At 49.1% G+C, this 19389-nt stretch carries 17 protein-coding genes; 6 read left to right on the top strand and 11 right to left on the bottom strand.

From position 1 onward, the window contains the following. Positions 1-46: 46 nt before the first annotated feature. Complete coding sequence (locus PsB1_RS05265) at positions 47-3118, bottom strand: TonB-dependent receptor domain-containing protein (protein ID WP_284359556.1); 3072 nt, start codon at positions 3116-3118, stop codon at positions 47-49. A gap of 376 nt (positions 3119-3494) precedes the next feature. Between PsB1_RS05265 and PsB1_RS05260 the strand changes: the two genes are divergently transcribed. After that, a complete protein-coding gene (locus tag PsB1_RS05260; protein ID WP_284359555.1) occupies positions 3495-5552 on the top strand; it encodes an alpha/beta hydrolase family protein in 2058 nt (685 codons plus the stop codon). Positions 5553-5638: 86 nt separating this feature from the next. Here PsB1_RS05260 and PsB1_RS05255 read toward each other — a convergent pair whose 3' ends face one another. Continuing rightward, positions 5639-7285, bottom strand: a complete 1647-nt coding sequence (locus tag PsB1_RS05255) for a peptide ABC transporter substrate-binding protein (protein ID WP_284359554.1) — start codon at positions 7283-7285, stop codon at positions 5639-5641. 162 nt (positions 7286-7447) lie between these two features. Here PsB1_RS05255 and PsB1_RS05250 point away from each other — a divergent pair, with 162 nt between their 5' ends. Beyond that, the gene (locus PsB1_RS05250; protein ID WP_284359551.1) at positions 7448-7972 is read left to right on the top strand and encodes a hypothetical protein; all 525 of its coding nucleotides are present in this window, start codon (positions 7448-7450) and stop codon (positions 7970-7972) included. Positions 7973-7989: 17 nt separating this feature from the next. Here the strand turns inward: PsB1_RS05250 and PsB1_RS05245 are convergent, their stop codons facing one another. Both PsB1_RS05245 and PsB1_RS05240 read right to left on the bottom strand, forming a co-directional pair. Beyond that, a complete protein-coding gene (locus PsB1_RS05245) occupies positions 7990-8892 on the bottom strand; it encodes an ABC transporter permease (protein WP_284359549.1) in 903 nt (300 codons plus the stop codon). Further along, positions 8889-9818, bottom strand: a complete 930-nt coding sequence (locus PsB1_RS05240; RefSeq protein ID WP_284359548.1) for an ABC transporter permease — start codon at positions 9816-9818, stop codon at positions 8889-8891. The genes PsB1_RS05245 and PsB1_RS05240 overlap by 4 nt, the downstream gene beginning before the upstream one ends. A gap of 215 nt (positions 9819-10033) precedes the next feature. Between PsB1_RS05240 and PsB1_RS05235 the strand changes: the two genes are divergently transcribed. From PsB1_RS05235 to PsB1_RS05225, 3 genes are all read left to right on the top strand, one after another. Beyond that, positions 10034-10459, top strand: coding sequence for a protein tyrosine phosphatase family protein (locus PsB1_RS05235; RefSeq protein ID WP_284359546.1), 426 nt, complete (start codon positions 10034-10036; stop codon positions 10457-10459). Positions 10460-11107: 648 nt separating this feature from the next. Then, positions 11108-11347, top strand: a complete 240-nt coding sequence (locus tag PsB1_RS05230) for a hypothetical protein (RefSeq protein ID WP_284359545.1) — start codon at positions 11108-11110, stop codon at positions 11345-11347. Between the two features lie 230 nt (positions 11348-11577). Beyond that, entirely contained in the window at positions 11578-12477 is a 900-nt protein-coding gene (locus tag PsB1_RS05225; protein WP_284359543.1) for an MBL fold metallo-hydrolase, read from the top strand. A 60-nt stretch (positions 12478-12537) separates the two neighbouring features. Here PsB1_RS05225 and PsB1_RS05220 read toward each other — a convergent pair whose 3' ends face one another. The 5 genes from PsB1_RS05220 to pdxH form a co-directional block, all read right to left on the bottom strand. Beyond that, positions 12538-12945, bottom strand: a complete 408-nt coding sequence (locus tag PsB1_RS05220; protein ID WP_284359542.1) for a hypothetical protein — start codon at positions 12943-12945, stop codon at positions 12538-12540. Positions 12946-13071: 126 nt separating this feature from the next. Beyond that, positions 13072-13884, bottom strand: a complete 813-nt coding sequence (locus PsB1_RS05215; RefSeq protein WP_284359540.1) for a DUF1499 domain-containing protein — start codon at positions 13882-13884, stop codon at positions 13072-13074. A gap of 114 nt (positions 13885-13998) precedes the next feature. Beyond that, positions 13999-15633, bottom strand: a complete 1635-nt coding sequence (locus PsB1_RS05210; protein WP_284359697.1) for a long-chain-fatty-acid--CoA ligase — start codon at positions 15631-15633, stop codon at positions 13999-14001. Positions 15634-15784: 151 nt separating this feature from the next. Continuing rightward, positions 15785-16645 carry an SDR family oxidoreductase gene (locus tag PsB1_RS05205; RefSeq protein WP_284359538.1) on the bottom strand — a complete coding sequence of 287 codons (861 nt, stop codon included), beginning with the start codon at positions 16643-16645 and terminating at the stop codon, positions 15785-15787. 39 nt (positions 16646-16684) lie between these two features. Continuing rightward, a complete protein-coding gene (pdxH, locus tag PsB1_RS05200) occupies positions 16685-17353 on the bottom strand; it encodes a pyridoxamine 5'-phosphate oxidase (RefSeq protein ID WP_284359536.1) in 669 nt (222 codons plus the stop codon). A gap of 132 nt (positions 17354-17485) precedes the next feature. On the opposite strand from pdxH, the gene PsB1_RS05195 reads away from it, so the two are divergent. Continuing rightward, positions 17486-18229 (top strand): DnaJ C-terminal domain-containing protein, encoded by a 744-nt coding sequence (locus PsB1_RS05195; RefSeq protein ID WP_284359535.1) that lies wholly within the window; start codon positions 17486-17488, stop codon positions 18227-18229. Here PsB1_RS05195 and rsmD read toward each other — a convergent pair. Both rsmD and PsB1_RS05185 read right to left on the bottom strand, forming a co-directional pair. Continuing rightward, positions 18226-18798 carry a 16S rRNA (guanine(966)-N(2))-methyltransferase RsmD gene (gene rsmD, locus PsB1_RS05190; RefSeq protein WP_284359533.1) on the bottom strand — a complete coding sequence of 191 codons (573 nt, stop codon included), beginning with the start codon at positions 18796-18798 and terminating at the stop codon, positions 18226-18228. The genes PsB1_RS05195 and rsmD overlap by 4 nt on opposite strands. A 10-nt stretch (positions 18799-18808) precedes the next feature. Then, on the bottom strand, positions 18809-19345 hold the full coding sequence (locus PsB1_RS05185; protein ID WP_284359531.1) for a DUF1003 domain-containing protein: 537 nt from the start codon (positions 19343-19345) through the stop codon (positions 18809-18811). Positions 19346-19389 lie beyond the last annotated feature (44 nt).

Genomic DNA, 19389 nt, shown 5'->3' with positions numbered 1-19389 from the left:
AAAGACGGCCCCGAAAGGCCGTCTTTTGCTTCATCCGTGGTGGTGCCTAGAAGCGGCGGACAAGATCTAGCGTTAGGGATCGACCGACGATATCATATTGACTAGTCAAAGGGTTTACACCAAGTCTGGATACTACACCCGTTGAAATGGCTGGGGCAAGATCGTTGAAAATATTACTGATACCCCCAACAATAGTCCAGTTATCTGATTTATACTGAACTGCAATCGCGTGGGTAATGGTCGTTTCTGTTTTTGTCTTATAAAAAACAGATGTCAGTCCGTTATAGGAATAATAGTCTCCAGGGCGCTGCTTAACGATATTATTACCGTCGTTGAAAAATCTGATTTGATTTGAAGGTCCAATTGCAGTAACCGTCCAAGCATAGGTCCAGTCTTGGCGCTTAAACCTGAATTGAGTGATCGAATTATAGATTGGGTCACCTATTGTACCCTGAGACTCTTCCAATTCATCGTCTGTAAATATTCCGGTTGCGTTTTTTGTTGTCCAGCGGTGCTGAGAATCAACCGTTAAATCACCGATTGCAAAACTCTTGCGATAAACAAATTTCAAGTCGATGCCTTCAACATTAGTCTCATTAATATTCACAAATGAGTCAAAGATGTTAAGGATATTGTTAAACCGAGGAGAATCTTTATTGGTGTCTCGGGTGAATAGTTTGCAGAAAGTATCAGCGCGACCAGAAGTATCTGTATAGCAGGTATTAACTATATTGGCTGCACCAAATTGGCCAATTTGATCAGATACGCTAATCTGCCAAAAATCAAGCCTTAAGTTCAAATCTATCTTAGATGGACGGTACACCAAGCTGATGATATTCGATTTGGAGGTTTCTTCCTTTAACACACCTTTTCCGCCACGTCTGGTGATCTGTGCACTCGACCCACTTCCTGTATAGTCTGGGGGTACACCATCTCTCTTGCATCTATCAGCCAGTGTTTGATTTGTGGACTGGCCCCATTGAATACATGGGTCAACAGAGGACTGCCCCAGGAAGCCTGTTTGATCACCTAGGAACAATTCATATAGGCCCGGAGCGCGATAAGAAGTTCCAGTAATCCCAATGAGTGATATTTCTGGAACTATCCGCCAGTCGATCGTGGCTTTCCAGGTCGAATTGGAATCATATGAATCATAGTCTGTGTAGCGATAGGCCAACAGCACATTGAGGCTTTCAACCATTGGTTTTTTTGCCATTAATGGGGCAGATATTTCGGTATAGGCTTCCCAAACCGAGTCTTTGCCTTTTGTTATACCGGCGGTCGACACGAGCGATGAATTAGATACGCCAGGGCGGATTTGTTGGAGCGTTATGACACCTGGTACATCATTCAAACTCATTTTACGATAATGCATGCCAAGATTGATTTTTACATCGTCTGAGGCGGATGGAAACCTGAAAAAATCCCCAGTCATGTTTGCTTCTACAACGGTCTGCTTATAGGTGGTTTTACCTTTGTTCGACCTTGGATCAGCAAAAAGATACTCTTCCTCAACAGGGGTAAGATTACCTGCAACTACGCGTGGGTCAAAGAAGTTGATCGGCACGCAATTGCCTCCTGTAAGTATGGGCGACGGGCATGTAAGTGCACCAGTTAGAGGATCACGGGTTGCTTGGAGTGATGCTTCAAGGCGATCTTGGTAAACAACAGATCCTGTGTATTTGCCTTCTCCAAGGCTAGATTGAACATAGACATCCCAGTCCCCATTTTTGAAGCCGCCAAAGATCCCTTTATCTGTCTTTCCTCGTAAACCACCCAAGGCTTGATAAGTGCCGACATTTTGTTTGAAAGTAAATGGCCGAAGAATAACCGGCTGCGCCGCAACAGGTGTCGTAGGTGTGCTGAATGGATTAAAGATGTTGAACGCCGTCAGTCCACCAGGAACGTTTCCAAAGAAGAATAATTGGGCGTATCGTGTTTGGGTTGATTTACGATTAGCCCCCAAGAACTCACCATAGACTTCTACGCCACCTAATAGATCTAAATCACGAGAAACAGTCGCGTACACCACTGCACGATCGGATGGTGAGATAATATCCGTATCAGTAATTTTATCTAACCCATAATCGAGTTGATTGGCAACTGGCTCACCTAATTGCCCGGGTGGAGGGCTAAAGACACGCCGCCAGCCTGGCACGGCAAGCAATGTATCTGGAGCACCTGTGGAAGGATTTCGGCCAACGCGACGCGCTGTTTGGGAAGCATCAGCAACCCAGCTTCCAGTTCCTGTAGCAGCATTGCCTTGTGGAATAATTCGATTGACGGAACCACCAAAGCCAAAACAACGTGGCTTGCCGGTTTTAGGGTCGATGAAGTCTGCGCGTTTGCCAGTATCCGCATCAAAAACATAGTTAGCACTACAAAAATCGCGATCGCCATATTTGAACGCATCTTGTTTAAAATATTCACCACTAACCATTACATTCCAGCGGTCCTCGGTTTTGCCCCATAAAGCCCCGAGTGTATAATCATTACCCCCGCCATCAAATGATGCTGAAGTAGCGCCCCTTGCTTCAAATCCATTAACGTTTTTGCGAATTATACCATTAACGACACCGCCAACTGCATCAGACCCATAAATAGGGGAAGCACCTTCATTCACGATTTCATAGCGGGAAATTGCCAAATTTGGGATGATGTTTAGATCTACTGGACCAACACTACCACCAACACCAGAAGGTGGCATACGCCGACCGTTCAATAGAACGAGGGTTCGTTGAGCTCCTAAGCTGTTGAGACCCACTGTTTGAATACCCGGCCCCCCATCAACAAGGAATCCCGTAAAAAAGTTGTTGATCTGACCCGAGCCGGCAGCGGCGGTTGATCCTTGAAGAATTTCAGTGGCATCTATACTCCCTGCAAGAACCGCATTTTCGTTCGTGATGACTGTTAAAGGCGAGGCGGTGGTGAAAGTATCGCGGCGTATGCGGGACCCAGTCACAATGACAGTCTCCGCCGTTTTTGGTGGTGCTTTGGATGTGCTTGTGGATGGTGTAGTCTGAGCTGCTGGAGTTTGAGCGCTCACCAAACCAGGAATGAATGCCATTGCAGTCAAAGCAGTAGCGCCGATTAAAGAACCACGTATAGATTTTTTCAAGGTCTTCCCCCAAATTGAAAGATGGTGCAGAGAATTGAAAGATGGTGCAGAGATAGTGCAGAAAGCCTAATTTTAACATCTCTCTCTGAACAATTTGCACTAGATCTCTCTGAACAATTTGAAATAGATAGAACGCGAAGTCGCTAAACATGCAAGGAGTTTGCCTGCCCAAACCCCGATCCAACTTCAGTTAATTCTTATTTGTAACATGTTTGCCACAGTGCGAAGCAGATCCATGCAGCACAGAAAGCAATCTTGCCTCGGGGAAAAGAAGGGTTACTTTGATTTTTACAAAAATCGATCTGGTTGACGTCAACTTGACGTCAACCAGATTTAATTTAACACGCAATCCTTGCTTAGAGAGGTAGCTAGAATTATGATCAAGCGAATAACAACATTTTTTGCCACCACCATAAGTGCTATCGGATTTATAAGTCCCGCTCAGGCGCAGACTCAGGGATGGAAGCCCAAAGGCCCAGCACTCCCCATTGAAGCGATGGCCCGCGACTGGGGTGTATGGAATGCGCGGATAAGTCCAGATGGCAAGCATATTGCGGCATTGGCCGGCCTACCCGGTCAGAACCCTGTTGTGCGCGTCTGGTCAACCGATGACATGTCAAAGCCGCCAACGCAGTTCGGCTCGAAAACCATGCGCTTTACTGGTTTCTCATTCGTGAAGAATGCTAAGTTGTTGGTGACTGCCAATCAGCCAGTCAGTGCAGGGGCGGATTCGAATTGGCAAAATCGGGCGGCGATTGCGTCAATTGATGGGTCATCGTTTATTGATATCTCAAACGAAGAAGCGATGAACACGCGTGATGAGGATCGCATTATCGGCTACGATTTGTTTCACCGTTTGCCCAATGAAGAAGACTCTGTCCTGATGATGATTAGTAGGTTTTCGGGAACCGAAATTGTAAAGGTTAATGTCAAAACCGGGCGGAAAGATAGGTATGCCCGAACTGGTGATAATGAGAGTTTCCTTTGGAGCGATGGTCTTGGCAATATAAAGCTCAAATCACAAACGCGCGCTTCCAACGGGATTTACACAACTTACCGTTATTTCCGCGAAAACAACAAAGCAGAATGGAAAGAGTTGCCTGCGTTACGTAACCCACTCAATGATCGTGCAAATTTCACTCCCATACGTGTTACAAATGATAATAAGTCAATTTATATCCTGACAGACCGCACTACCAATTATGCCGTGTTAGCAAAATACGACGTTGCGACCGACACAGTGGGCCCGCCCATTGCGGCAAATACCGAGTTTGACATTTCAGATGCGGGTTTTGGCACGCCGAGTGATTTCGAAGCGATAAAAAATGATCCCTTGCGTGTAATATGTTGGAGCGGCCCATCTGAGGAATGCCAATTTTATGATCCAGATGATCAGCACATATACGACTTACTGGAAAAAGCACTTCCAGGTACCAATATCAACTTTACAGTACGCAGCGACGGCGCAAATATCTTGGTGTCGGCTACGGCACCAAATGTACCAACTACGTACTTTTTGTTAAAGGATAAACGCAAGCTTATTCGCATTGGCTCCTTGTTAGAGGGTTGGGATCGCGATAAACTAGGCCCTGCAGAATGGGTCGTCTATCCGACCCGCGATGGCTTTAAAATTCCGTCTCCCCTTTATTTGCCACCGGGCTATGACAAGGACCGTGACGGCAGGCTTCCCCTTGTTGTGATGCCCCATGGCGGACCTTGGGCACGCGATGACATGGATTTTGATGCAAGCTTTTGGCCACAAATGTTCGCTACGCGTGGGTTTGCGGTCCTCATGCCCAATTATCGCGGCTCAACAGGTCTTGGCAAAGCCCTATGGAAGGGTGGCGATAAGCAATGGGGCGCTATCATGCAAGATGATAAGGATGATGGCGCTAAATGGTTGGTCGAACAAGGCATAGCCGACCCTAATCGTATGATGATGTATGGCTATTCCTACGGTGGCTTTGCCGCCGCAGCAGCAGCTGTCCGATCCGGCGGTCGCTCAGCCGGCCTATGGCAATGCGCGATTTCAGGCGCTCCTGCCATCGATTTGGAACGTATCTCAACCGATTGGGGTGAAGATCGCCTGCAACGCATCATTCAAGGCGTCACCGTTGCTGGCTATGATCCCATGAAACACCTTGAAGACGTCATCATCCCTTGGTTGATTTTCCATGGCGACTATGATCGTCAAGCCGATACCATTCACTCAAGGACGGCGGCGGCACGGATGCGTCAGGTAAATCCGGGTGCGACATTTAAATATGTGGAAATCCCACGTATGTCGCACCAGTTGAGACAAATGTATCCTGAGCATAAAGAGCAATTCTTGACCCTCATTCTCGACTGGATGAGCAATAATTGCGGGAACATCTCTGCTCAGTTTAAAGAGCCTGGATTGAAGCTATCGGGCGGCAAGAAGGCTGCCAAATAGGCTACCCATAAGACATGAAATGAAGAGCCCGGCAGGATCACCTGCCGGGCTTTTATGTTCAAACCGCGTTTTTTTGTGCGCTTACATCAAGATTTTGGTAGCGTCGCAGATTTCAAGGCGTCGGTGGTGCACAAATAGCGGGCGCGGTGAATGTCCACTGCATTGTCTTCCCACCCAGTTATCCGCGGGCTGACCAGATTGCGGTTGGTTAGAAACCACATTGGCATCAAGCCATTTTCCTTTAGCACCAGCGCTTCGGCCTCTTGCATTAAAGCTGCACGCTTTTTGGTATCTTTTTCGAGGTCGGCGGCATCCATCAAGCGATCAAATTCAGGGTTACTATATTTGCCGTAGTTAAGTTGATCGGTGCTAGTTTGGAACAGATACACAAAGTTCTTGGCGTCATTGAAATCGGATATCCAGCCAGCATCCCCCAATTGGAAATCGCCATTGCGTAGCTTCTCATAATTGATTTGGGTCTCAGCACCGAGGATGTCCACCTGAACCCAAGGGGCAATCTTTGCCCAATTTTGTTGAACAACCGGGGCTACACGTGGATTATCGTTGGTATTGCGGAAACTAAAGGTGAATTTGAGCGGTTTTGATGGGCCATATCCGGCTTCTTCCAGCAATTTGCGAGCCCTCACGAGACGAGTCTGCAATGATTGGCCTTTAAAATCGGTGGTAACTGCCCCTGATGTATAATGAGCAACGCCAGGGGGTACGAGACTATATGCAGGCTCTTGCTTAGCTTTCAGAATTTGTGAGGTCACAAACTCACGATCGGCCGTCATGGAGATAGCAGCGCGCACTCTTTCATCATTGAAAGGGGGTTTACGCATATTGAAAAGATAATAGGTCAAGCCGGTATAGCTGTGGATGCGGGCATAGCCTGGCAGGTTTTTATTGATTTCCTCGAGGCGTGACCCGGAGAAATTGGCGTTGATATCAAGTTCACCAGTGCGAACCCTTCGCTCTGCAGCATTGTCATCAGTGGTTGGGTAATAAAAAATCTGGTCAAGGCAAACCTTGGCATTCTCGTAATAATTGGTGTTGCGTACAACATGGACGAAATCGTTCGGTTTCCATTGTTTGAGTTTAAACGGGCCGTTTCCAACAAAATTCTCTGCCTTGATCCACGCCGAGCCCACTTTTTCGACAACATGCTTTGGAATGGGAAATGACGTGTAATGGGTCAAAAGTCCGGGAAGATAGGGTGCTGGGTGATCTAACGTAACCTCAAGGGTTTTCGCGTCAATTGCCCGAACACCCAATTGGGTCACATCCTTGATGCGGCCGTCATAGATCTGCTCGGCATTCTTGATGACATAAAGGATGGAGGCATATTTGGCTGGGGGTTTGGTAGTCATAATCCTACGCCATGCGTAAACAAAATCGTCCGCAGTAACCGGAACCCCGTCCGACCAAAGCGCATCACGCAGCTTAAACGTCCAAACCAAACCATCCGAGCTTGTAGTCCAACCAGTTGCCATACCGGGGATCGGGCGACCTTTAGGGTCATCGGTTACCAGACCGATCAACAAATCGCCAATGATGCGGTTCTCCCAAACCCCAGACGCTTGATGCGGGTCAAGGGACAAAGGCTCAGCACTATTGCCAAAGTGCAAGGTGCGGGCTTTATCCGCTTCATTACCACCACCGCACGATACAAGCGCTAAACTCAACATTAAGGCTGTGGTCGCATGAGCAATCGAACGATGTGTGATTTTCATTTTAATGTCTCTCTCCATCGGACTAGAGTATCGTGTGTAGCGATCCGCGCAAGGTCTAACTTATCGAAGTTCCAAGCCCAAGATTATGCTGACTTCAAATTACGGAGATGAACTGAATTGAACAAGTTTAACGCATGTCTTTTGATTTTTGGCTTAGCTTCTATGGGTTCAAATGGATTTGCTCAACCGTCAAAAAGCGAATCCCCCTTGGCTCCCATTTATGCCTGCACCGAGAAATTGGAAAGTTCTGCGCGGCTGGCCTGTTTTGATGCGGCCGTTTTGAGCATTCAAGCCAAAGAAGCGAAGTCTGAGATTGTTACCTTCGATCAACAGCGCATACAGAAAGTACGCCGTGAAGCCTTCGGGTTTTCATTGCCATCATTACCGCGCTTGGGTTTTCCAGCTATTGGTGCGCCAGAGGTGAAGACGGGGTCTGAAAAATCGACCGCGACCGAAGAAGCAGCACTTGAAGAGCAAGTATTTGTGGTTTCTGCCTATCGCGAGGTCGGGGGCAGAATCATGCTGACGTTGGAAAATGGTCAAACTTGGCAGTTAAACGAAGCCGATACATTCAATGCGCCCAGAAAAACGCCCTTCAATGTCAAAATCCGAACAGCAGCTTTAGGTTCGTTCATCTTAACGGTGGAAGGGCGTAACAAAGGCTACCGCGTTCGCCGCCTCAGTTAGGCGCACCCATCAAGACTTTAGCGATCGCGCGGATCAATGGCATCACGCAACCCATCACCGATGAAATTAAAACAAAACAGCGTGATCATCATGGTTACGGCGGGAAAGATTAAAAGCCACGGCGCAATCTCCATTTCGCGCGCACCGATAGAGATCAGATTACCCAAGCTGGTCATCGGTTCTTGCACGCCAAGCCCCAAGAAACTCAAAAAGCTCTCGGTCAGGATCACAGCGGGGATGGTCAAGGTTACATATACGACGACCGGGCCTAAGACGTTGGGGACGATGTGGCGGAGCACAATGCTTGAACGCCGCACGCCTGCAGCCTCTGCGGCCTCAACAAACTCTCTTTTACGCAATGAGATGGTCTGGCCCCGCACGATCCGAGCCATGGTAAGCCACTCAACGGCACCAATAGCCACAAAGATCAAGATGAGGTTGCGCCCGAACACAACCATCAAAATGATGACAAAAAAGATAAAGGGTAATGCATAAAGCACATCAACAATGCGCATCATAATTTGATCAACTTGGCCACCTATATAGCCTGCCGTCGCGCCCCAAATCACGCCAATCAATAACGAAACTCCGGTCGCTACAAGGCCAACAGACAAGGACATGCGCAAACCAAACAACAGCCGCACGAAAAGGTCCCTGCCCTGCGGGTCGGTACCAAAAATGTGAAGATGCTCCAATGTCGGCGCGATCATCACACGATCATTATAGATCGTTTCATAATCATGAGGCCAAAACAATGGGCCAAAAATGGCCATAAAGGTCATAAAGCCCAGCACAAACATGCTTGTGACTGCTGCCTTGTTACGAAAGAGCCGACGTCGCGCATCTTCCCACAGGGATCGACCTTGTACAGCTTTATGAAGAATAGCTGTATTCTCATGGGGTGTAGACAAAAGTGTCACTCGTATTTTACCTTTGGATCTAACAAACCATAGGCTAAATCAGCCATTAGATTAAGAAATATGATCAGACCCGCATAAAGAATAACAACAGCCATCACGACTGGATAATCACGCTGCAAGGCACTGGTCACAAAATTCTTACCAATACCTGGCAGTTGAAACACAGTTTCGACGACCACTGAGCCTGTAATCAGGGCTGCGCATGCGGGTCCTAGATAGGAGACCAAAGGCAGAAGGGCTGCCCGTAACGCATGTTTAGATAGGACCTGAAACTCTGACAGACCCTTTGCGCGGGCTGTTCTAACAAAGTTGGAACGCAGTATTTCAACGGTGCTGGATCGAACTAAGCGAGAAATAATGGCAATTTGGGCCAAGGATAGGGTGACAACCGGCAATAACAATGTCTCAAATGTCATTTTGCCCAAGTTAAGCCCTGCCGTTGGAAGCCATCCCAAATAAACGCCAAACACCAGGGACAAAATTGGCCCGACCACTAAGGACGGCACGCATATCCCTACCATAGCCAGCGCCATGATGGAGTAATCTGGGGCACTATTTTGTTTAAGCGCTGCAAATAAGCCCATAGGTACGCCAACACAGGTTGCAAGAACCAGTGCGCAAAGTCCGATCGACAAAGATACTGGAAAGCCTGACGCTATGATCTCACTTACACTTTGATCTTTATAGATTAAAGAGGGACCAAGTTGTAAATGGCCCAAGCCGACAAGATAGTCGACAAATTGCTGAAAAATAGGCTTATCAAAACCGTAAAATCGATTGAGTTGCTCGCGAATTTCAGGAGATAGCGCGCGCTCAGAGTCGAAAGGACTGCCAGGGGCAAAGCGCATCATAAAAAACGCAACAGTAATGATCACCAGCATCGTGGGGATCGCCACCAACAACCGCCGCATTGTATAGGCTAACATTGGTTGTTCATTTCTCGTAACAAGCTTAAACTAAACACACGCAGGTGCATAGCTAATGCAATCGTGTAAGGTGCGCGCATTGTCAACGCACCATGCCAGTCGATTGACCAATGACTGGAAGAACCAATCTCTTGCTTTTCCATTCATTTTGCCTTTTGTTGTGGCTGCCCGAAGCTCAACACCCATCACGATCATTGCTTTATAAGGATGTAATTATGACTGCATTTCGTCCCATCACCGCCCATTTTTCTGCTGCACCTCAAATCAGTGTGGACGATGTGGCTTATGCTGCCCAAGCCGGATTTAAAGCGATCATCTGCAATCGACCCGATCATGAGGACGGCAATCAAGTGACGGCAGAAGTGATTGCTGCGGCCTGCAAAAGCCATGATTTGGGATTTAGCCACATTCCGATCACAGGGCCTGCCGATCCTTCATCGATTGCCCACATGCGCACCGCACTCGAAGCGGCTAATGGCCCGGTCTTAGCCTATTGCCGAAGCGGTACACGCTCCACCAATTTATGGGCCTTAGCCCAAGCAAGTGGTGGGGCCGACCCGGATGCTTTGGTTGAAGCCGCTGGCGGGGCTGGCTATGATTTGCATGGCTTAGTTCCGGTTTTGCGCGCACTGAAACCTTAATCAACCCTTGATTTTACGTCTCTAAGCCGCTACCGTAAATGACGCTCAGCTGTGTAACCAGCTTCACGATTCAACCTTATAATCCTTCCAACTTTATGTCGCATTAGGTAGGATATGGCGGGGTACCCTTATGCTTCTTAGGCGCAGGGGTGGTGATTTCATGCACTAACCGACATTTTGAAATGATGCTTTTGTTGATGGGGTTGCGTGATTTTATATGGAGACGGTCTGGGTTCACAGCCCGAACACAGGAGCAAGATTTTCTTTTACGGGCAAGCTTTTTAGGGAAATCGCGATTTGGAGATGCTATTAACTTGTAGTTTTTTCTAAGGTAAGGCCACAAACAGAACTCACCACTGGCTTCGCCCCTGACCGCATTAGGCTGTGGTACTTACAATGGCCGAGCCTATGTTGGGCAGGAGATCGAGCAGCTCGGTCAGGTGAACGTTCTGATTTGTGGATGCATTTTAGTGACCTAGCCATATGCCATGAAGTTGCTTTACCCAAGTATGGTCAACCACAATGGATTTCGATGCCCGAGATTTAAGCAAATCAATCGTTGCCGCCACATTTGCAGCGGCTTTTGGCAATGCCTAACAATGGATCCGAACCAAACACATAGTTGTGCAGTTGAGAAGGTAGAAGCCAATGGCGTTCATGACGGAGCGATTATGGCGCTGCCATGTGTCCGCAAACCAGGCAAAGTCTATAAAAAAACTTATTGATAATCATGCACCCAATGGCTTGGTAGCAGATTTATCAACCCCATATCTCAGGGTTCGTCCCGCTTTTGTTTATATCAAGCGTCGTCAGGAAGATGTGCGTTTCTTTATGGATACTAAAGCGTGTTGGCTGCACAGTTTGGATGAGGTTGTCTCACCCACCTAAATTGCGAAAATTTCAAAGTATTGCACTCTATTGAAGTTAGATTGGGGTGGTCTTAACATCTTAGGCAACCGAAGTGACGGTTTGATCTATGCTGTTGATTCAAATCGGACTGACATGGGTCCACCGATCGCTTTGCCTGCATCTGAGAAACTCAAAATTACGCATTTGCTTGTCTTAGCCCTAACAAATGCCGTCACTCAACTCCAGCATCAAGCTGGTGGAGGTCGTTAATGGCAGTCAGCATTCCCTTTGTTCGCGACATCAAATTTGACTATGGCATTGTTGAGCAAGTCAGCCCGCTTATTCGCCGTGTGATTGCCAATAATCCCGGTCCGTTCACATTTACGGGGACCGGGGTTTACATCATCGGCCATGGGGATGTGTGCGTGCTTGACCCCGGGCCTGATATGACGGACCATTTTGACGCCTTAAAGTCAATCTTGCATGGCGAGACCGTCAGCCATGTTCTCGTTACCCATTCCCATATGGATCATAGCCCTTTAGCTCACCCCTTAGCGCGTTGGGCTGGGTGTTCGGTTTTCGCGTCAGGCGCAATTGAACTGCCCAGTCAATCAGAAGTCCAACTTGAAGCAGGCGATGACAGCGGCTTTCGTCCCGACACTATTATCCACGATGGTAGTTTGATTGAGGGAAATGGCTGGTCGATGGAAGCCATTTCAACCCCTGGTCATACTTCTGGGCACATGTGCTATGCGCTTAGGGAAGAAAACTGCCTGTTTTCTGGCGACCATATTATGGGTTGGTCTACGACGGTGATCAGCCCACCAGATGGCGATATGGACGACTATCTCAACAGTCTCGAAAAAATTGCTGCTCGTCAGTTTACGACCATTTGGCCAACCCACGGTCCACCTATTAGGGAACCTGCACCGTTCATTGCGGCTTATCGTAAACATCGATTAGACAGAGAGGCACAAATCTTGGCCTGTTTGGAAGCTGGACATGCCCGTATTCGTGACATTGTTCCTATCATCTATGCCACGATTGACCAAAATCTTTGGCCTGCCGCTAGCCATTCAGTGTTAGCCCATGTTAGCCGCCTAATCAAAATCGGGAAGGTCAGATGCGAGGGTGAACCTGCCATAGATACCCATCTTAGGCTCGTCTAACCTAAGCTTGCTTGGCGCTTGAAAAACCTTATTAGAACAAGTTCAATCTATAGATCTGGACTAAAACTCAGGAACCGTCCGATTTTGACCATTGGGATGGACAATGACCAGAGTCTGGTGTTCATAATCAAGTTGCTTTTGCAGCTGTCGCAGGCGCTCTTCATCCCCAGCCAACACATTAGTAGAGCGCCATTTTTGCCCGTCATAAAACACCACATAACCGCAGACAGAACTCACACATTCGGGTTTTTTGACAAGGGTTTCATAGCCTTCGCGTAAGGGTGGGTTGCGTTCTTCATAAAGCTTTGAGCGAACCCGAAAGCCCCAGACAATGATGACATCTACGGATTTACTTAGGTCTTCATCTTGAGCGGGAGGGCTTTTCGCAACCACATTGGCTGGCACCTCAGCCGCTTTGGCCTTTGTGCCAACATCTGCAATCCCAGCCAGACTTGGGCTTGCGCTCATAGCCAAAAGCGCACCAAGGACGGATACGGTTTGGCATGTAAGATATTGCGCTTGCATTAGACTTGATTGCCACCAAACTTCCAAAATTGTCAATAATGCCGCAAAATAGCCTTGAATTGGCAGGGTTTAAGTGCCTTTCACCGCCGCTAGGAGTGTTGAAACGCGCTTCGCATTGGCACCAAGGTCTGACACACCCACGCGACTTATTGAGCGCATATCCACTCGTGCACCATCACCCATGTCATGCACGCTGACGATAACATCATCCTTAAATCCAAACCAAAAAGACTGTGCCGTTGCTTCAAGTCGCATGGTTGCCGGGTCCTGACTGACGATGATCAACCCCATAGCTTTGGTGGCACGCTCAACCTTTCTATAGGCATCTGACGGTTTAACACCCTTTAAGATTAGCGGTTTAATGGCGGGATAGGCTTCTGCTTGGATATCAGCCAAGGTCCGGCCCGACCATGGGCCTAGATTGTTTTTGTCAAAGGGGACGGTTGCCTCCTTTGGGTCAAGTACCGGATTGGAGTTTGACCCCCGTGCTGTGATCATGGTCGCTGAAAATGCTAAGGGCTCACGAGGATCGGTTGAGATATCGTGGATGGGCGGTACTGCACGCGCAGTCGATATTGCTATGAAAGCCATGCTGATAGCTCCCATACTCACCAACCACATCAGGCAGAGCGCGTTAAAGCCCGCTCTTGGTTTAATGAAAACCACCAAAAAGCTGGTGATGAAAGTCATGACGAATAAAAGGCCAATCAGTGGCACGCCGATGCTACCGATCATTTTGAGGAGTCCCACCGTCCATGGCCACAGGCCAAATTTGGTTCCCAAGGCTGCAACCCCAATCCAGATGGGCACAAAGATCGCTAATGCCACCCCTAGCAACAATAAGATGGCACGAGCCTTTAAAAGGCGCGAGGAGGTTTCCATTCTGCCTAATCTCCTTCATAGGTGCGTACAACCTATCACGAACTTATCAGCACATGTTCATATCTAAACTTTGGGCACAACTAACCTTTTGACCATTTAGGCAGATAACAGATCTTAGGATACCAATGCAGTGGGTAACTCATAAGCTTTAAATGTTTCACGCAATGCCAATTTATTGATTTTGCCGGTCGCGCCCAAGGGGATCGCATCCACGAACACAATATCATCGGGCATCCACCATTTGGCGATTTTCCCATCCAAATAAGCAAATATATCTGCTTTGGTCGATGAAGCACCCTTGGCCATTTCAAGGATCAGTAAGGGGCGTTCATCCCATTTTGGATGATACTTTCCAATCACTGCCGCTACGGCAACCCCTGGTGCACCCACTGCGACATTTTCCACATCGATGGAGCTGATCCATTCGCCACCTGACTTGATAACGTCTTTCGCGCGGTCAGTGATGTGCATAAAGCCGTGCTCATCAATGGTCGCGACATCGCCGGTATCAAAGAAGCCGTCCTGATCAAGGATATCCCCCCCCTCCCCTTTGAAATAGCTCGCTGCAATCGCTGCACCGCGCACCACAAGATTGCCAAAAGTTTGCCCGTCACGTGGCGCTTGCATGCCATCGCGCAGAATTTTGATCTCGACTCCAAAAGGCGGGCGACCTTGCTTCAGTTTGAGCTTGATTTGTTCTTCATGGGACAGGCCATCAGCTTCTGGACCCAGTGACCCCAAGGTACCAAGTGGGGAGGTTTCGGTCATACCCCAGGCATGAAGTACTTCGACCCCATATTTTTCTTCAAACAGACGCATGATACGCTCTGGTACCGCCGATCCGCCTATGGCCACCCTTTTGAGCGTCGAGAGCCGCGAATTGGTTGATTCCAAATATTGCAGCAACATCATCCACACGGTTGGAACGGCTGCAGAGAAGGTAACATACTCACTTTCCAACAGCTCATAGATTGACGCCCCATCCATCTTGGCCCCAGGCATTACCATTTTGGCACCAGCAGCAGGTGCAGATAAAGCAACACCCCAAGCATTGGCGTGGAACATCGGCACAACTGGCAAAATAACATCGCGTGCGCCAAGGCCCATGACATCCTTCTGCATTGTCAATAGGGTGTGCAACACATTAGAGCGGTGGGAGTATAAAACGCCCTTGGGATTACCGGTGGTGCCAGATGTATAACACAAGCCGGCGGCAGTATGTTCATCAAACCCACCCCAGCTCGCTTGCGCACTATGGTCGCTGATCCAGCTTTCGTAATCAATCACCCCTTTGAGGCCGCACTCTGGCATATGGTCCTTGTCGGTCAAAACCACATAACGGGCTACTGTGGCTAACTTGTCTTTGAGGGCTTCCAACAGCGGCAGGAAGGTTAAATCGGTGAAGATCAACTTATCTTCAGCATGGTTGATGATATAGACCAATTGTTCGGGAAATAAGCGAGGATTAAGGGTGTGGAGTACGGCCCCGATGCCCATAGCCCCATACCAAACCTCCAGATGGCGACCCGAATTCCAAGCCAAAGTCGCCACTCGGTCGCCGTGGGCGATGCCTTCGGCTAATAAAGCATTTGAAACTTGCTTGGCGCGCGCATGGATCTCGCTATAGGTTGTTCGAACGATTGGACCTTCAACCGAACGCGTCACCACTTCACGGCGACCATGATTTGTCGCGGCGTGGTCCATAATTTTATCGACCGTTAGCGGCCAATTCTGCATCAAACCAAGCATGATCTTCTCCCCAAAAATATAGTTGATCAGCCATACAGCTTTGTGTGGCATGGCGATTGACATGTCTCCTAAGCCATGGGTTGCCCACGTCAACTGGGCAATCGACTTCATGGGATCACAAGAATGTTGAAATGGCCGTCTGACTTAGAAACTAAGGCAATAAGGACAGGTTTTTCCCAATTATCCGATCAATTATGCGTGCAGGCAATAAGCGCGCCAGCCACCAATTGACGAGCTTATTGGGCACTGGCGCGTAACGGGTTTTAGGATGGGGTATGGTTAAGGCTTTTTCGACCACATCGGCCACAATCTCAGCTTCAAGGCCTTCTTCATCCATTGCTGCGAGGCTTTTGGTCAATCGCTCCAGCGGCTTGCCCCAGATCGTTTCGGCATATCGCCTCCCCCCGGCTTCTGCCCCCTTCTCCCAAATCGGGGTTTTAACAGCACCGGGGCCCACTACAATAACGTCAATGCCAACCAATAAGAGTTCACGACGCAAACTATCAGAAAAACCCTCAACCGCGTGCTTGGCCGCAACATAGGCTGCGGTAAAGGGATAGCCGAATTTACCTGAAACCGACGTGATATTTAAAATGCGCCCTTTTGGGCCCGTGCGGGCAGGATCAGCACCCAAGAGCGGTGCAAAAGCGCGACAGCAGCGCACCACGCCCATGAAATTAATGTTCATGACCTGCTCTATTTCGGCCATGGGCTGAAGGAGGGCTGGCCCTGGCAGGGCAATGCCCGCATTGTTCACAAGGCCAGATAGTGTTTTGGTGCCCAACACCTCGCCGACCTGCTTTGCCGCCGCTTCAATGGCGGCCATGTCCGACACATCAAACAAAACCGCTTGACCATTTGCACCAAAAGCGGCGTTGAGCACTTGTGCGTCGGCGGGCTTTCGTACGGAGGCGAATACATAATGTCCCTGCGCGACCAAACGATCAGCAATCGCGCGGCCGATCCCACTTGATGCCCCTGTGACAACAAAAGCCTTTAGGTCTTTGCGCATGGTTAATACTTTCAATCTATTTAGAAAAACTGTGAAAAACTAAGGATATAACTTGGATGTAGTCCATGCTGAGCTTGCCTGATCGCGCATGAATTCTAAACGATCATGAAGGCGAAAAGGACGGTCGCGCCAGAACTCAATACGCAATGGTATGATTCTAAAACCCGACCAAAAACTTGGCCGGGGTACGGGCCCGACGCCAAATTTGAGCGTGTAGCTTGCCACACTTTTTTCTAAGGCAAAACGATCCTCCAAGGGGCGCGATTGCGCACTTGCCCACGCGCCAAGGCGGCTATCGCGTGCGCGAGAGGCAAAATAGGCATCGGCCTCCGCATCACTGACCGCCTCGATTACCCCGCGAACCCTTACTTGTCGGCGCAGACTTTTCCAATGAAAACATAAAGCAGCCTTGGGGTTAGCCGCCAATTGTTGGCCCTTATAGCTTTCGAGATTTGTGAAAAAAACAAAGCCGTTGTGATCAAAATCTTTTAGGAGAACCATGCGCACATCGGGCAGGCCATCAGTATCAGCCGTCGCCAAGGCCATGGCATTGGGGTCATTGGGTTCACTTTGACGTGCTTCACCCAGCCAAGAAGCAAAGAGCGTAATCGGATCATTGGCCCCATCAAGATCGCTTGGCTTTTCAGCAGCGCTATCTTGATAGTCAGCTTCTGACGGAGTTGGGGGAATTAAGCGATTCGCGGTCATAGTGGCAATCTAGTGCACCAATCCGCTTTCGCCAACTTGCGCGCAAAGGCAAAGATAGGATGGATATCCATGGAAGCATTTTTTACGAGTGAGTTTACAGGCCGTTAACTGTGGATGGCTCATGATTCTGCCATGTCGTCACCCTTTGCCATCTTAGGAATAGCACCGTCCACCGATCCGCGTGCCGCCAAAGCAGCGTTTCGTGCTGTGGCCAAAGCCTATCATCCTGATATCAATAGCGACCCCGCGGCAAGGCAGCGCTTTGAGGAAGCGCGAGAAGCCTATCGCGCGATCACGCGCGGTGCAGCCTCTGCAGATATCCGTCTAAACACAACACCCCCTCCGCACACAATGGCCGAAATTGACCTTGAGATTTCGATCTGGATCGCTGTGCGCGGTGGGTCAGTCAAGGGATCTTGTCCGCTTGGTAAAGCCATTGTTCGAATCCCCGCAGGGACAAGAACAGGCGATCGTGTGAGGGCCTGTATCGGCAAAACCGAAGTTACTTGTGTTATCCGCGTGGCTAATTGCGATGGTTATGAAGTGGAGGGCGGTAATATTGTAACCCCGCTCATTCTTTCAGCCGTCCAAGCCAAAGCTGGTGGCGTTGTGGATGTGGACACCCCCAGCGGCCGCTTGCGCATCAATGTACCAAAGGCCACCCTTGACGGTGATCGCCTATTGGTTGCAGGGCGGGGCTTACCAGCCGCCAAGGGCAGACCTGCAGGTGACCTCTATCTTGATATTGAAGTCATTGAGACCATTACCGATCGGGCGGTTGGGGCACTTGAGCGACTATTAGCACTCGCCCGTCGTCCTCGCAGAGAAAACAAAGTAGTGCCAAAACCAGGCCTAGATCCAAGCCAAGTGGCTTAGATCGCTTGGCGCATAGGCTTCAAAAACACGAGGTGCGCTGCGCCATAGTCGCGATGATCAATGATATCAAAACCACAAGTTTCCAAACGGGGTTCAGCGCGGCCCCGTTCTAAAACGATTAAGCTATCAGCCTTGAGCCAACCCTCACTCAGGCTCCGCAAAACCGCACCATCATAGCCTTTTCCATAAGGTGGATCGACGAATACTAAGTCAAACGGGCCATTTGCAGAAGCTGGCATAACCCCTAAACATGTCGCATCGCGCTTCCAGACGCGGCTAATACCTTGTGCGGCGCAAGCTTCGATATTGCTAGCCAAGACCGCCCGTGCATTTGGGTCATGATCTATGAATAAACAAGTGCGCGCGCCGCGCGATAAAGCTTCAAGGCCCAATGCGCCAGTTCCAGCAAAAACGTCCAATACAAGCGCTTCCTGTAAACCGTTGGACCAAGGCGCATGCTCTATAATGTTGAAAATCGCTTGGCGGGCTTTGTCCGAAGTAGGACGGGTACCGGACCCTTTTGGGGATACAAGAGCCTTGCCTTTCCAGCGTCCCGAAACGATGCGCATGTATGATCCTTTAAGGTGCTTTGGCCAAGTGCCGATCCAGCTTTTCGTGTAGCTGGCTCAAGTGAAGCCGCAAGAGAGCGATTTCATGCTCTGATTTGACATTGACTTCATAGTCCATGCGCGTGGTCAGCCTGTCTTTTTCTGCCTGCCGGTTTTGCGCCATCATGATGATGGGCGCCTGGATCGCCGCCAACATGGAGAGGATCAAGTTCAAAAAGATGAAGGGATAAGGGTCAAAACGGGCTTGACCCTGTAAAATGACTAGGTTCAAGAGCGCCCAAACAACCAAAAACACACCAAAGCCAGATACAAACCCCCAAGAACCGCCAATCTCTGCAACGCGGTCCGCCAAACGTTCCCCAAAAGTGACTTGACTTTCAAAGGCTTCGTTCGCGTCTTGGGTGGTGTGAACCCGGTGCGCAATCGCGCAAACCAGTGCTTGATCCCTAGCGGTTAAGCGGGCAAAGCCGCCATCTTCCAACAACATTTTGCCCAAAGCATGGGCTTGATCGGTTGCCAATGGTTCTGAAGTGCTTATTTCGGTCATGACAGGGGCTCCAAATCGCGACAATCATCTCTATATGAAAAGGC

Source organism: Candidatus Phycosocius spiralis, from assembly GCF_030158815.1.
GTDB lineage: Bacteria > Pseudomonadota > Alphaproteobacteria > Caulobacterales > Aquidulcibacteraceae > Aquidulcibacter > Aquidulcibacter spiralis.
Note: the sequence above shows the minus strand (reverse complement) of the source record. Positions and strands in the feature narration are given on the sequence as shown.